16 protein-coding genes are annotated in these 13,669 nt (G+C 76.6%); 10 read left to right on the top strand and 6 right to left on the bottom strand.

The features are described from left to right. Positions 1-11 precede the first annotated feature (11 nt). The 3 genes from IU369_RS11840 (at position 12) to IU369_RS11830 (ending at position 1,430) form a co-directional block, all read left to right on the top strand. Complete coding sequence (locus tag IU369_RS11840; protein WP_217921187.1) at positions 12-686, top strand: TetR/AcrR family transcriptional regulator; 675 nt, start codon at positions 12-14, stop codon at positions 684-686. A 119-nt stretch (positions 687-805) separates the two neighbouring features. Beyond that, positions 806-1,228 carry a helix-turn-helix transcriptional regulator gene (locus IU369_RS11835; RefSeq protein WP_217921186.1) on the top strand — a complete coding sequence of 141 codons (423 nt, stop codon included), beginning with the start codon at positions 806-808 and terminating at the stop codon, positions 1,226-1,228. A 4-nt stretch (positions 1,229-1,232) separates the two neighbouring features. Beyond that, on the top strand, positions 1,233-1,430 hold the full coding sequence (locus IU369_RS11830; protein WP_217921185.1) for a hypothetical protein: 198 nt from the start codon (positions 1,233-1,235) through the stop codon (positions 1,428-1,430). A 79-nt stretch (positions 1,431-1,509) separates the two neighbouring features. On the opposite strand, the gene IU369_RS11825 is transcribed toward IU369_RS11830, so the two are convergent. Beyond that, the gene (locus IU369_RS11825; RefSeq protein ID WP_217921184.1) at positions 1,510-2,199 is read right to left on the bottom strand and encodes an anti-sigma factor; all 690 of its coding nucleotides are present in this window, start codon (positions 2,197-2,199) and stop codon (positions 1,510-1,512) included. Continuing rightward, positions 2,196-2,777 carry a sigma-70 family RNA polymerase sigma factor gene (locus IU369_RS11820; protein WP_217921183.1) on the bottom strand — a complete coding sequence of 194 codons (582 nt, stop codon included), beginning with the start codon at positions 2,775-2,777 and terminating at the stop codon, positions 2,196-2,198. The genes IU369_RS11825 and IU369_RS11820 overlap by 4 nt, the downstream gene beginning before the upstream one ends. 153 nt (positions 2,778-2,930) lie before the next feature. Between IU369_RS11820 and IU369_RS11815 the strand changes: the two genes are divergently transcribed. Then, positions 2,931-3,992, top strand: coding sequence for an HtaA domain-containing protein (locus tag IU369_RS11815; RefSeq protein ID WP_217921182.1), 1,062 nt, complete (start codon positions 2,931-2,933; stop codon positions 3,990-3,992). Positions 3,993-4,005: 13 nt separating this feature from the next. On the opposite strand, the gene IU369_RS11810 is transcribed toward IU369_RS11815, so the two are convergent. Beyond that, on the bottom strand, positions 4,006-4,710 hold the full coding sequence (locus IU369_RS11810; protein ID WP_217921181.1) for a hypothetical protein: 705 nt from the start codon (positions 4,708-4,710) through the stop codon (positions 4,006-4,008). Further along, on the bottom strand, positions 4,707-6,224 hold the full coding sequence (locus tag IU369_RS11805; RefSeq protein ID WP_217921180.1) for an SDR family oxidoreductase: 1,518 nt from the start codon (positions 6,222-6,224) through the stop codon (positions 4,707-4,709). Before IU369_RS11805 ends, IU369_RS11810 begins: the two co-directional genes overlap by 4 nt. A 54-nt stretch (positions 6,225-6,278) precedes the next feature. Here IU369_RS11805 and IU369_RS11800 point away from each other — a divergent pair, with 54 nt between their 5' ends. The 3 genes from IU369_RS11800 (at position 6,279) to IU369_RS11790 (ending at position 8,787) form a co-directional block, all read left to right on the top strand. Beyond that, complete coding sequence (locus IU369_RS11800) at positions 6,279-7,244, top strand: FAD-dependent oxidoreductase (protein ID WP_281426243.1); 966 nt, start codon at positions 6,279-6,281, stop codon at positions 7,242-7,244. Next, positions 7,241-7,672 carry a hypothetical protein gene (locus IU369_RS11795; protein ID WP_217921178.1) on the top strand — a complete coding sequence of 144 codons (432 nt, stop codon included), beginning with the start codon at positions 7,241-7,243 and terminating at the stop codon, positions 7,670-7,672. Before IU369_RS11800 ends, IU369_RS11795 begins: the two co-directional genes overlap by 4 nt. A 653-nt stretch (positions 7,673-8,325) precedes the next feature. Then, positions 8,326-8,787, top strand: a complete 462-nt coding sequence (locus tag IU369_RS11790) for a hypothetical protein (protein ID WP_217921177.1) — start codon at positions 8,326-8,328, stop codon at positions 8,785-8,787. Between the two features lie 16 nt (positions 8,788-8,803). Here IU369_RS11790 and ppk2 read toward each other — a convergent pair whose 3' ends face one another. After that, positions 8,804-9,577, bottom strand: coding sequence for a polyphosphate kinase 2 (gene ppk2, locus IU369_RS11785; protein ID WP_217921176.1), 774 nt, complete (start codon positions 9,575-9,577; stop codon positions 8,804-8,806). 86 nt (positions 9,578-9,663) lie between these two features. Between ppk2 and IU369_RS11780 the strand changes: the two genes are divergently transcribed. From IU369_RS11780 to IU369_RS11770, 3 genes are read left to right on the top strand one after another with little or no spacing between them, the layout of a single operon-like run. Further along, a complete protein-coding gene (locus IU369_RS11780) occupies positions 9,664-10,734 on the top strand; it encodes an AI-2E family transporter (RefSeq protein ID WP_217921175.1) in 1,071 nt (356 codons plus the stop codon). Positions 10,735-10,744: 10 nt separating this feature from the next. Further along, on the top strand, positions 10,745-12,481 hold the full coding sequence (locus IU369_RS11775; RefSeq protein WP_217921174.1) for an endonuclease MutS2: 1,737 nt from the start codon (positions 10,745-10,747) through the stop codon (positions 12,479-12,481). Further along, a complete protein-coding gene (locus IU369_RS11770) occupies positions 12,406-13,143 on the top strand; it encodes a Smr/MutS family protein (protein ID WP_217921173.1) in 738 nt (245 codons plus the stop codon). Before IU369_RS11775 ends, IU369_RS11770 begins: the two co-directional genes overlap by 76 nt. An 18-nt stretch (positions 13,144-13,161) precedes the next feature. Here IU369_RS11770 and IU369_RS11765 read toward each other — a convergent pair whose 3' ends face one another. After that, positions 13,162-13,524, bottom strand: a complete 363-nt coding sequence (locus tag IU369_RS11765; protein WP_217921172.1) for a hypothetical protein — start codon at positions 13,522-13,524, stop codon at positions 13,162-13,164. Positions 13,525-13,669: the final 145 nt, after the last annotated feature.

The following is a 13,669-nucleotide window of genomic DNA, read 5'->3' as shown; positions in this document are numbered from 1 at the left end:
CGGAAGAGGGTATGCTGTCGGCTCCCGTAAGGAAAGGGAAGACGATCGACAACCAGAACTCAGCGGAGCCCCCGGCCAAGCGCAAGCGCGGCCGCCCGCGGGATCCGGGCGCCGACCGGCGCATCCTGACGGCCGCCCGCGCGGTCGCCGCCGACGTCGGCGTGGCCGGCGCATCCATGTCCGCCATCGCGGACCGGTCCGGGGTCGGCAAGCCGACGATCTACCTGCGGTGGGCGAACCGCCGCGACCTGATGGTCGCCGCCGTCGTCGACCTGCGCGCCCCCGTCGTCACCGAGCACACCGGGTCCGTGCGCGCCGACCTGCTGCGGTCCCTGATGGACGATCGCGAGCTCCTCGTCGCCGGTCCCGAGTCCCGCTTCCTGCGGTCGGTCCTCTTCGAGAGCGAGTCCGACCCCGATCTCGCGCAGGAGCTCGAGTCGAGCATCCTCGGCCCGCGCCGGGAGCGCCTCGTGGCGATCCTCGGCCGCGGCGTGCGCGAGGGCGAGGTGCGCTCCGAGGTCGAGCCCGAGGGCATCGCCGACCTGCTGTCCGGTCCGCTGATGCGGGCGATGGTCGTCGGCGGGGCCGCCGCCGTCGAGCCGGACGCCGTGCGCCGCCACGTGGACGTGATCGTGGACGGCATCGGCTCGCCCTCGTCGCGTGTCCCGGAGGGCAGCCGGAGCTAGGCGCGGGCGGTCCGCGGACCGCCCCCGGCGCCACCGATCGACGCCGCCGGCACGGCCCGGCGGCGTCGCCGTGCCCGGCACCGGTTGCTCAACATATGTATTTGACCTATAGTCGCGGCATGGGACCGGGACACCGACACCCGCGGGGCCGACCGGGACCGCGCGGCGCCCGCACCCGCCGGCAGGCCGCCGACGGGACGTGGGAGGTCAGCGCGCGGATCGAGCGGTTCATCGAGCCGGTGCTCCTGCTCCTGCTCTCCGAGCGGCCGATGCACGGGTACGAGCTCCTCGAGCACGTCCCCGGGCTCGCCCGCGAGGAGCGACGGGTCGACCTCGGCAACCTCTACCGCCTGCTGCGCTCGCTCGAGGAGGAGGGGATCGTCACGTCCACGTGGGACGAGGCGCTCCCCGGTCCCGCCAAGCGCGTCTACGGGCTCACCGACGCGGGACGCGACCTGCTCGCCCGGTGGGCCGCCGCGCTCGGCGACGCCCGCGAGCTGCTGGGGGCCTACATCCACCGCTACGAGGAGGGGAGGGGGTGACGACATGACCCATCACCGACCGCACCACCACCGCGGCCACGGCTGCGGGCCGCGCAGGGAGCGCCTGCCCGGCGACCGCGCGGAGTGGCTGGCCCGGCTCGAGGAGCACCAGCGCGACCTGGAGCAGCGCACGGCCGACGTGGCCGACCTGATCCGGCGGCTGCGCGACGACGAGCCGGCCCCGGCCACCACGACGGCCTAGCCGCCGGGCGGATGACGAGGCCCCGGCGCACGCCGGGGCCCGCACGCCCCCCTCCACGCACCGTCGCCCCGTCTCCGGCTCAGGCCGGCGTCGTCGGCCCCCGCAGCACTGAGTCGCCCGAGTGGCCGGGGTCGCCGTCCTCGCGCTCGACCGACACGTCGATGAACGCGAAGTCCCCGATCGGCACGGGCAGCGGCACCGCGACGTCCGCCGAGCCCGAGGCCGGCACCCGGAACGACCCCAGCGAGACGAGGCGCTCCGGCCCGTCGAGCAGCCAGAGCTCGTAGAACTCGCCCGACGACGACGGCGCCAGCCCGGCGACCCGCAGGCGCAGCCCTTCCCCGGCGTCGTCGACGAGGCGGGCCTCGCCGCCGGCGCCGGCTCCCGCGCCCCCGAGGCGCTCCAGCGCGAGGACGGGGCCGTCGCCGCCGTCGCCGTCGCCACCCCCCGACACCAGCACCCCCAGTCCGATGCCGGCCGCGAGGACCACCACCGAGGCGGCGACCGCGACCATCGGGCGCACGGCCAGCAGACGCGAGCGGCGCGGTCGCGTCAGCTCCGCGAGCGGCGGCAGGTCGGGCAGGGGAGGGGGCTCGGCGGCGCCCCAGCCGAGGGAGGGCATCTCCTCGAGGTCCGTCACGATGGACCTCATGCGCGCGACCTCCTCGCCGAACGCGGGGTCGCGGGCGATGCGCTCCTCCACCGCGGCGTGCCGGTCGGGCGGCAGCTCACCGAGGAGGTAGTCGACGATCTCGGCGTCGCGCGTCACCCCTCCTCCTCCATCAGCTCGCGCAGTCGTCGCAGGCCGCGGACCATGTACGTCTTCACCGTACCCAGCGGGATGCCCGTGCGCGCGGCGATCTCGGTCTGGCTGAGGCCCTCGTGGAACCGCATCCGGAGGATCCTGGCCTGATCCTCGGGGAGGCGGGCCACGAGCACCGCCATCGCCCACCGCTCGACGAGCAGGTCGGGAGAGCTGGCGGCGTCCTCCTCCTCGCCGAGCACGCCGCCGCCCGGCGCCTGGGGGTCGTGGGGCTCGGGGACGCGCTTGCGGAGGTGGTCGATCGCCCGGCTCCGCGCGATCAGCATGATCCAGGTGCCGAGGGAGGCGCGCTCGGGGTCGTACGCCGACCCGCGGCGCCAGACCTCCAGGAAGACCTCCTGGTGGACGTCCTCGGCCGCGGCCGGGTCCCGCATCGCCCCCCGGAGGTAGCCGAGCACCACGCCGCCGTAGAGGCGGTGGATCTCGGCGAGCGCGTCGGGATCGCCGCGGCGCAGGCCGGCGAGGAGGTGGCGCTCGCCGCGCGCGCCACCGCCCGCCCGCATCGCGGACAGGGGGTTCCTCATGCGGCTCCGCCCGGCCAAGGGCGGTGCGAGGGTCGGTGTGAGCGTCTCCACATGGATCGATACGGATCCGGGGCCGCATCCGGATGACTCAACCGTTCGCGGTCCCCGTGTCGGATGAGTGGGTGTACGTCAACCTCCAGGGAGGACCCCACCGTGACACGTGCACCCATCCGCCGCCACCTCGGCATCGCCGCCGCGGCGCTCGCCGCCGGCGCCGCGATCGCCGCCCCCGCGGCGACCGGCGCCGAGGTCGGCGTCCGCGACGGCGTGACGAACCTGCACCTCGACCGGGCGACCGCCGCCGCCCTCGGCGACCTCGGTCTGACCGTCGCCCCCGTCGGCCCCGCGACCGCCTCCGGCACCCGGGTCAGCTTCCCGATCACGGGCGGCGCGATCGACCCCGCCACGGCGGCGGGCCGCGTGAACCACTCCGGCGGCCTCGCGTTCTCGGCCCACGGGACCACCGTGCGGGTCACGAACTTCATCGTGCGGACCGACCGCTCGTCGCCGGTCCTGACCGCCGCGGTCGGCAACGCCCGGGTCCCGCTGCTCGACCTCGACACCTCCGACGCCCGCGTCCTGCGCCGCGGTGCGGGCGGCGCCGGCACCTGGGTGGTGCGCGTCGATGCGACGCTCACCCGCGTCGGGGCCACCGCCCTCAACGCGGCGTTCGGCAGCGAGCTGCCCGCCGGCGTGCGCATCGGGCGCGTCGACCTGCGGGCCCAGCCCTCCCAGGTCCTCCTCGACGGCGGCACCACCACGCTGGCGCTCGACGCCGGCACCGCCGCCGCCCTCACGTCCCTCGGCGTCACGCCGTCGGTCATCGCACCGGGCACCGCCGGCGCGGCCGGCCTCGGCTTCCCCGTCACCGGCGGGCGCCTCGCGGCCGGCACGTTCGCGGGCCGCATCGACCACTCGGGCGGCATCGCCCTCACCGCCGGATCGACCCGCGTGGAGCTGACGAACTTCCGGATCAACGTCACCTCCCGCCCGAACCTCACCGCGCAGGTCGGCGGCACCACGACCCGCGTGCCGCTCACGGTGGACCTGTCGAACGCGCGGACCGGCCTCTCCCGCCGCACCGCCGTGGTGCGCGACGCCGGCGTCGCCCTGACGGCCGAGGCCGCCACCGCGCTGAACGGCGCGTTCGGCACGACGGCGCTGACGGCCGGGCTGCCGCTCGGCGTGGCGGACGTGCGGGCCCGGGTGCAGTAGCCCCCGGCCAGGTTCAGGCCGAGGCCTCGGGGCGCGTCGCCAGCGTGTGCTCCAGGGCCTCGGCCAGCACCTGGACGTGCGCCCAGACCGACGCGGCCTCGCGGACGCGGGCCTCGTCGGTCTCGGGGGCCGCCGTCATCGGCTGCTCCGCGCCCGGGTGGGGGGCCGCGCCCCAGGCCGCGACCGCCTCGGCCTCGATCTCGCGGCGGTGACCCTCCTGCGACCGCGCCCACGTCGCCAGCCGGCGCGAGAAGTCCGGGGGCGACTCGGGGGAGGCCGCGAGCGACTCCGACAGCGTCGCGAGGCCCTCCGCGAACAGGCGGCAGTGGGCGGCGAGCTCGGCGTCGCGGTCGTCGGCGAGGGGGTCGCCGGACGCCCCCCGCCGCTCCGCGATGGCCCGCTCCTCCAGCACGAGCGCCTCGAGGCGCTCGCGGTGGGCGCCGGTCCACCGCTCCAGCTTGTCGGCGAGCTCGGGCTCGGCGTCGGGCCAGACGGCCGTGAGCCCGCGGCCCAGGTGGCGCATCCAGGCCCGCGCGCTCGCGCCGCGGGCGCGCTCGATGCGGGTCGCGCGGTCGGGCAGCGTGCCGCCCTCCGCGAGCATGAACTCCTCGTGGACGGCGCGGGATCCCTCCTGGGACATCAGCGCGTCGAGGCCGGGTCGGTTCTCGGCCATCCAGCGGACCAGCTGGTCCGCGAGGCCGGCGTCGGATTCGGTCATCCGCTCACCGTACCCGTCGGCCGCCCCGCGCGGTGGGCCTCCGTCGCGGCGCGCGCGATGCCCTGGACCATCCCCCGGAACACGAAGCCGTGGATCGGCCAGATCGCGTACCAGTAGAGGCGCCCCAGCAGTCCCGACGGGTCGAAGATCGCGGTCTGGCGGATGATCGACCCGCCCGGGTCCTCGACGACCTCGAACTGCAGCCACGCCCGTCCCGGGACCCACATCTCGGCGCTCAGCCGCAGCAGGTGGTCGGGCTCGATGGCCTCGACCCGCCAGAAGTCGACGGTGTCGCCGGGCAGCAGGTGGCGGGGGTCGCGGCGGCCGCGGCGCGTGCCCGCGCCGCCGAAGGGCAGGTCGAGCAGGCCCCGCAGGCGCCACAGGGCGTTGCCGTAGTACCAGCCGCGCTGGCCGCCGATGCGCTGGATCGGGTCGAACGCCACCTCGGGCGGGACGGGGACGCGGGCGACGCGCGAGTCGACGAGGCGCGACCCCACGGCGGTGCCGCCGAACGCCCGTCCGCCGTCCGACGGGGCCGGTCCCGACGAGAGGGCGTCCGACCAGCGGGTCGCCGCGAACTCGCGGTCCTCGTTGACGAGGGCGCGGGCGACCGCCTCCTTCACGCCGCGGGGGCGCACCCGGAAGATCCGGCGGGCGGCGGGGTCGCGGACGACGGTCTCGTTGCGGAGGCCCTCGACCAGCTCCCGTCCGACGCGCGCGTAGACCGGCGTCACGAGGCCGAGCCACAGGCTCGACAGGTGGGGGGTCAGCACGGGGACGGGGATCATCAGCCGCTTCAGGCCGCGCTGGCGGGCGTACTCGCGCATCAGGTCGCCGTAGGACACGGCGTCCGGCCCGCCGATCTCGAGGACCGCCCCGCCGTCCATCTCGACGTCGGCGGCCTCGGTGAGGTAGGAGAGGACGTCCTCGATCGCGATCGGCTGGGTGCGGGTGCCGACCCACTTCGGCGTGATCATCACGGGGAGGCGGTCGACGAGGGCGCGGATCATCTCGAAGGACGTGCTGCCGGAGCCCACGACGATGGAGGCGCGCAGCTCGATCACCGGGACGCCCGACGCGGCCAGGACCCGCCCGACCTCCTGGCGGCTCCGCAGGTGGCCGGAGAGGTCGTCGCCGTGCCCGAGGCCCCCGAGGTAGATGATCCGCCGCACGCCCGCGTCGCGGGCCGCCTCGCCGAAGGCGGCGGCGCCCTCCCGGTCGGCCCGGTGGTAGTCGGCGTGCCCGGCCATCGAGTGGATGAGGTAGTAGGCGATGTCGACGCCCTCGAGCGCGGCGCGCAGCGAGGCGGGGTCGGCGACGTCGCCGGCGACGACCTCCGTCGTGGGCGCGGTGCGCGCGGCGAGCTGCTCGGGACGGCGGGTCATGCACCGCAGGCGCCGGCCGGAGCGCTCGAGCCGGGTGAGCAGGCGCCCCCCGACGTAGCCGCTCGCCCCGGTCAGCAGGATCAGGGGTCCGCGTGTGCTCGTGGGGGCGGGGTCGTCGGCGTCGGGCATGCCACCCAGGGTAACCTCGGCGGGGTCCGGTGGCGGGGGATCGGGAGCGTGCGCATGCGTGTCGCGGTGGTGGGGGCGGGCCTCGCGGGGATCGCGGCCGCGCGTGAGCTGGTGGCCTCGGGCCACGAGGTCGTCGTCTTCGAGAAGAGCCGGGGCCTCGGCGGTCGCCTGGCGAGCCGCCGCGCCGACGGCGGGGCGGTGCTCGACCACGGGAGCCCGGTGATCGCCGCGCCGGCGGGGTCGGCGCTGCGCGCGCTGATCGAGGCCACCCCGGCGGAGGACCGCGTCGACCTGCCGGACGGGGTCGCGTACGCGGCGGGGGCGACGCGGCTGCCGAAGATCCTGGCGGCCGGGCTGGACGTGCGGTTCGGCGTGCGGCTCGCGGCCCTGCGCGCCGCCGGGGCCGGCCTCGAGCTCGGCGACGAGCAGGGCAACACGCACGGCGTCGCGGGCGCCGTCGTCGTCACGGCCCCGGCGCCGCAGGCCGCCGACCTGCTGGCGCGCAGCCCCGAGCCCCCCGAGCGGGTCGCGGCCCTGCGGGCCCTCGCCTACGCGCCCGCCGTCATGGTCCTCGCCGGTGTCGCGCTCGCGCCCGGCGCGGTGATCGGCCCCGTCGCGGGCGGCCCGCTCGCCTCCGTGCGCCGCGAGACGGCGAAGGGGCGCGCCGACGCCGACGGCGTCGCCCCGCTGGTGGCCCGGCTCGACGCCGCCGCGTCCGCCCGGTTGCTCGACGCGTCCGACGAGGAGGCCCTGGCGCTCGCCCTGCCCGCGCTCGCCGCCGTCCTCGGTCCGGGGGCGCCCGCCCCCGCGTGGGCGCAGGTGAAGCGCTGGCGGTACGCCGTCCCCGAGGGGCGCCTCGACGAGGAGGCCGTCAACCCGCCCGGCAGCCGCGTGATCATCGCGGGGGACACCGTCACCGGGGCCCGCTTCGGCGGCGACGACCACCACCGGGTGTTCGACAGCGGGGTGCGCGCCGCGCGCCGCGTCGCCTCGATCCCGACGGCCGAGGCCGTCCGATGAGCGCGCGCGACCGCGCCCTGCGCGGCGCCGCGGCCGGGGCCGCGGCGGCCGCCGCCTGGGCGGCGGTGGAGCCGCTCGCCGCCCGCGCCTTCGGCACCGACTACACCGACGTGCGCCTGCTCGGCCGGATGGCCTCGGAGCGCCACTGGGTCGCGGCCGGCCTCGCGGTGCACGCCGCGAACGGCGCCGCGTTCGGCGCCGTCTTCGCCCTGGCCGGCGGCCGCGGTCCCCGTGCCGGGCTGGCGTGGGCCGCCGCGGAGACGCTCGCCACCTGGCCCGGCATGGCCGTCCTCGACCGGATCCACCCCGACCGCCGTTCCGGTCGCTGGCCGCGTCTGCTCACCGACCGGCGTGTCTTCGCGCAGGAGGCCGCGGTGCACGCGCTGTTCGGCCTGCTCCTCGGTCTCATGGTGTCCGGGGAGGACTGAGGTGCCCCGGGCCGTCCTCGGGAGCCTCGTCGTCGCCCTCGTGCTGGCGGCGGTGGCGGCCGCCCCGGCGGCGGCCCTGCCCGGCGACCCCGGGTTCGCGCCGACGTCGCCCGCGCCGGGCGCCGCGGTCCCGGTCGACCCCGACGGGATCCCCGTCGCGTTCACCTGCCCCGTCTACCGCGTCTTCACCGCCGGCACCGGCTTCACCGTCTTCGGCGGCGCGGCCGACTACGGCGTGGACATGTCGACGTCGTCGCAGACGGGTCCCGACGGGCGGCTGGCGCCGGAGGGCGTCGTCGCGTGGGTGTCGGGGTCGTCCGACGGCGCCGGCGGGTGCGTCGCGGCGCTCGGGGCGGGCGGCGCGCCGCCGCGCGTCCAGGAGACGCCGGGCTCCTACTTCTGGCAGGTCTGGCGGCTGTGCACCGGGTGCGACACCGGGTACGAGACGGGCCCCGTGCAGGCGTTGACGCTGCGCTCCCCGGCCGTCCCGCGGGTCGGCGCCGCCCGGCCGTACGCGGGATTCCCGGTGGTGCTGACGCTCTCGCTCGCCGGCGTCCCCGACGGCGCCGCCGTCGCGGTGGAGCGGCGCGCCGGCGCACGGGTGGGTGCGCGCGGGCGCGGCGACGGCCCTCGGCGGCAGGGGGGAGGCCGTGGTGACGCTGCCCCGCGGCCGCGTCGCGGTGCGGGCGGTCGCCCGGATCGGCGCCCAGGACGTCGCGGGCCCCGCCCGCACCCTCGTGGTCGCGCCCGCCGGCGCCCGGCGCGCGACGCGCCCCGCCGACGACGGCCGCTACGCCACCCGGGTGCGGGGCGCCACGGTCCGCCTGCGGGTCACGGGCGCGGGGCGGTGGGTGCGCGACGTGCGCGCGTTCGTCCCGATGCTCTGCCCCGGCGTCACGGCCGGGACGTTCACCACCCAGATCGGCACCCTCCGGATCGCCCGGGCGCGCATCGCCCCCGACGGCCGGTTCGTGCAGGCGTCCGTCGCGGGCGGGGACACCGCGCAGCGCGTCCGCGGGCGCCTCTCCGCGGGGCGGGTCACCGGCCGCGTCGAGCTGTCGCTCGGCCCGTGCGCCGGCAACGCATCCTACGCCGTGGGGCGCACCGGCCCCTGAGGGGGCGCGCCGCCGGTCACCAGCGCTCCGGCACCCGGGCGACGCTCTCGGGTGGTGGGACGGCGGTGCCCGTCCGCTTCAGCTTCGGCAGCTTCGTCGGCCTCGCGACGCGGCGCTGCGGGATCGTGTCGAGCAGGTGCTGCATCAGGTTGAGCCGGGCGCGCCTCTGGTCGTCGGCGTCCACCACGTACCACGGGCACTCGGGCGTGTCGGTGCGCAGCAGCATCTCGTCGCGGGCGGCCGTGTAGTCGTCGTAGCGCTTCCGCGCCTCGGCGTCGATGGGGCTGAGCTTCCACCGCTTCGCGGGGTCGGTCGCCCGCTCCCGGAACCGCTCCTCCTGCTCCTCGGGGCCGACCTCCAGCCAGTACTTGACGAGGATCAGGCCGTCCGCGACGAGCATCCGCTCGAGATCGGGGGCGGCGCGCAGGAACGCCTCGGCCTGCTCCTCCGTGCAGAACCCCATGACACGCTCGACGCCGGCGCGGTTGTACCAGGACCGGTCGAACAGGGTCATCATCCCGCGGGTCGGCAGGTGCGCGACGTACCGCTGGAAGTACCACTGGCCGGACTCGCGCTCGCTCGGCACGCCGAGGGCGACGATCTCGTAGGAGCGCGGGTTGAGGTGCTTCGTGATGCGGGAGATCGTGCCGCCCTTCCCCGCGGTGTCGCGCCCCTCGAAGATGACCGCGACGCGCAGGCCCTCCTCCTTGACGGCCTCCTGCAGGTCGACCAGCTCGAGCTGCATGCGCTCCAGCTCGGCGTCGTAGACGCCGCGGTCCAGCGTGCCCATCGGTCGCCCCCCGGTCGCGCGGTCGTGGCGGTGACCATATCCCGGGCGGCCCAGGACTCGCGGCACGGGGGGCGAAGGACCCCCGGGTGAGATCCGACGGCCTCTCGACACGTGCGCTGCTGCGCATGGTCGGCGTCCTCTTCGCGGTCCTGGCTGGCCTCTACCTGCTGTGGCTGTCGCGCGGCGTCATCACCTGGGTGGTGATCGGCGGCTTCCTCGCGGTCGCGATGAACCCGCTGGTCAGCCTGCTGCAGGTGCGCCTGCGGATGCGGCGGGCCGCCGCGATCTTCATCGTCTACCTCGCCGTCGCCGGCGTGATCGCGGGGGCGGCGCTGCTGTTCGTCCCCCCGTTGATCGACGCGGGGCAGCAGCTGACGGAGGAGGTGCCGACCTACGTCGAGCAGCTCTCCGAGTCGGAGCTCGTGCAGCAGCTCGACGAGGAGTACGACGTCCTCGACCGGATCGAGGAGGAGGCGACCTCGGCCCTCGGCGGGGTCGCGGGGCCGGACACCGCGGTCGAGCTGGCGACGCGGGTGATCAACGGCCTCGTCGCCCTGATCAGCATCGCGGTGATCGCGTTCCTGCTCAGCCTCTACGGCCCCCGCGCGCACGACTGGGTGCTGGCCCAGCAGCACGGGGAGAAGCGGGTGCGGCTCCAGCGGGTCAGCGAGCGCGTCTACCGCGTCATCTCGGGGTACGTCGTCGGGGTCTTCCTGGTCGCGATGACCGGCGGCGTCGCCGTGTGGATCTTCCTGACGATCATCGACGTGCCGTTCGCGCTGCTGCTGGCGTTCTGGGCGGGTTTCGCGTCGCTCGTGCCGTTGGTCGGCGCGACGATCGGGGGCATCCCGTACATCGCGGTGGCGTTCTTCCAGGGGTGGCCGATCGGGGTGGCGGCGATCGTCTTCCTGATCGTCTACCAGCAGATCGAGAACAACCTCTTCCAGCCGATGATCCACCGCTTCACGGTGCAGCTGAACCCGCTCTGGATCATCCTGGCGGTGCTCGTCGGCGCGACGCTGATCGGCGTCGTCGGCGCCCTCATGGCGATCCCGGCGGCGGGCATCGCCCAGGTCCTGATCCAGGAGTGGTGGGCGGCGCGCCAGGGCGGGGTGCCGCCGGCGCTGGCGCCCCAGGAGCCGAGCCCCGAGCCCTAACATCCGGGTGATGGACCCGCGCAGCGCCGACCTGCTGGAGCTGCCCGCCGTACGCGAGCGCCTGGCGGGCATGACCGCCTTCGCCGGCGGCCGCGACCTCGCGCTGGCGCTGACGCCGTCCGCCGACCCCCACGAGGTCGCGGCGCGGTGCGCGACCACCGAGGAGGCGGTGCGGCTGCGGGACCTCGGCGTCGCCGGGCCGGGCGGGGCCTTCGACATCCGCCCGGCGGTCGCCCAGGCCGTCCGCGACGTGCCGCTCGACGCCGCCGACCTCTTGGAGGTGCTGGTCACGGTGGGCGTCTGGCGCGAGCTGCGCGAGGCGGTGGGGGAGCACCGCGAGCACGCGCCGGGGCTCGCGGAGGTGATGGAGCTGCCCGACCTGGCGGCTGCGATGCGCATCGAGTCGGCGCTCGCCCGGGCGATCGACCCCCGCGGCGGGCTCCTCGACTCGGCGTCGGCCGAGCTCGGGTCGGTGCGCCGCCGCCTCGTCGGCGCCCGCCGTGCGGCCTCCGACCTGCTGCGCGACCTCGCGGTGCGGCTCCGCAGCCACCTGCAGGAGTCGTTCACCACGCTGCGGGGCGGCCGTCCCGTGCTCGCGGTGAAGGCGTCGTCGCGGTCGGCGGTGCCGGGGATCGTGCACGACAGCTCCGGCTCGGGGGAGACGATCTTCGTCGAGCCGATCGCCCTGGTCGAGGCGAACAACCTCACCCGCGAGCTGGTCGCGCGGGAGGCGGAGGAGGAGGAGCGCATCCTGCGGATGCTCTCCCGGGCGGTCGCCGAGGAGCACGTCGCCCTCGACGGCCTGACGGAGGCGCTGGCGGACCTCGACCTGGCGCTCGCGTGCGCCGCCCTGTCGCGCGCCTGGGACGGTTGTCCCGTCGAGCCGGCCGCCGAGGTCGACCTGCGGGCCGCCCGCCACCCGCTCCTCGACCCGGCGACCGCCGTGGCGATCGACCTGCCGCTGGAGGGGGTGCGGGCCCTGGTGGTGTCGGGCCCGAACACCGGCGGCAAGACCGTCGCGCTGAAGACGCTCGGCCTGCTCGCGATGCTGCACCAGTGCGGGTTGCGGGTGCCGGCGCGGAGCGCCCGGCTGCCGGTGTTCGACCGGGTGCTCGCCGACATCGGCGACGACCAGTCGATCGCGGAGAGCCTGTCGACCTTCTCCGCGCACGTGCGGCGCCTCGTGGTGATCATGGCGGCGGCGGGCCCCCGGTCGCTGGTGCTGCTCGACGAGCCCGCGGCGGGGACCGACCCCGACGAGGGGTCGCGCCTCGCCCAGTCGGTGGTGGAGCGCCTGGTGGAGCAGGGCGCCCTGGTGCTGGCGACGACCCACCACCCCGAGATGAAGGCGTGGGCGAGCGACGCACCGCGCGCCGCGAACGCCGCCGTGGGCGTCGACCTGCGGACCCTCCGGCCCCTCTACTCCCTGAACATCGGCGAGCCGGGCGCCTCCCACGCCCTCGGCATCGCGGAGGGGCTCGGGCTCGACCCGGAGGTCGTGGAGGCGGCGCGGCGGGCGGGTCCGCCGGAGCGGCGGGCGCTCGAGGCGCTGCTGGCCGAGGCGGGCGCCGCGCGGGCCGCCGCCGACGAGGAGCTGTCCGCCGCCCGCGAGGCGCGCGCCGCGCCGAACGCGCGGAGCGCGACGCGCGGGTCCGCGAGAGGGAGCTGGAGGTGCGCATCGCGAAGGTGCGCGAGGGGGCGGAGGCCGAGCGCGCCGCGGCACGGGCCCGCGCGGAGGCGGAGCTGACGGGCCTGACCCGCGAGCTCAGCGGTCTGCGGCGCGCGATCTCCGACGCCCGGAGGGCGGAGGCGCGCCGGGCGTCGGAGGCGGCGGCGCCCGCCTCGCCGCGGGCGCGGGAGCGCGACCGCGGCCTCGACGCCGCGTCGCGTGCCGCGTCACGGGCCCGCGAGGCCCTGCGGGAGCCGGCCCCCGAGCCGGTGACGGAGGGGCCCCCTCCGGGCGTCGGCGACCACGTCCACGACCCCGTGATGGGGTTCCGGGGCCGCATCCTCGCGATCGACGGGGACCGCGCGGAGGTGCAGGGCGGCTCGGCCCGGATGCGCATCCCGCTGGGGCGGCTGGTGCGCGACCGGGCGGCGGCGCGGCGGGCGGAGTTCACGGAGCCGCCGCCGCCGGTGGCGTCGGTCTCCGCCCCGGCGGCGACCCTGGAGGTCGACGTCCGCGGGCAGCGGGTCGAGGAGGCGCGCGGCGAGGTGCGCGACCGGATGGACGCCGCGGCGATGGCGGGGTTGCCGTCGGTGCGGGTGATACACGGGCACGGCACCGGGGCCCTGCGCACCGTCGTGCGCGAGGAGCTCCGGAGGCACCCCCTGGTGGCGCGGGCCGAGCCCGCCCCGCCCGATCAGGGCGGGGACGGCGCGACCATCGCCCATCTCACCGACGACTGACGCCGCCGGCGGACGGGGTCACGACGGGAGCGGCAGCTCCCCGACGCCCTTCAGGACCCCGACGTCCGGCGCCATGGTGCGGAAGGCGTCGTCCTTCTGCATCACGCCGACGGTGTAGACCGGGAGGTCCTGCATCCGGGCGAGCATCGACGCGGCATCGCGCGAGCGCGGTGCGGCCTTCCAGGTCGAGACCAGGATGGCGTCGTACTCGCCGGACTTGGCGGCCTCGAGCGGCTTGGGCCACGTCGGGTCGATGACCTCGACATCCCAACCGGCGTCGGTGAGTTTGGCGATGGCGGCCTCGGTGCCGGGGAAGCGGACCTTCCCCTCCTTGCCGAGGACCTCATCGGTGGGAACGGTGGCGAAGAGAAGTTTTGGCATGGCGCGGGAGCCTACCGAGTCGTCGCGCGCCTCGTCGGGCGACCGTCCTCACGGAGTGGGACGGTCGGGCCCGGGACGTTCGCAACGGTCGCCACGAGCGTTGCCGCCGGTGTAGATTCCCCGTGCCTGGCGGGTCCCGTGTGCA

Origin of the sequence: Miltoncostaea oceani, assembly GCF_018141545.1 — a bacterium.
Taxonomy (GTDB): domain Bacteria; phylum Actinomycetota; class Thermoleophilia; order Miltoncostaeales; family Miltoncostaeaceae; genus Miltoncostaea; species Miltoncostaea oceani.
Note: the sequence above shows the minus strand (reverse complement) of the source record. Positions and strands in the feature narration are given on the sequence as shown.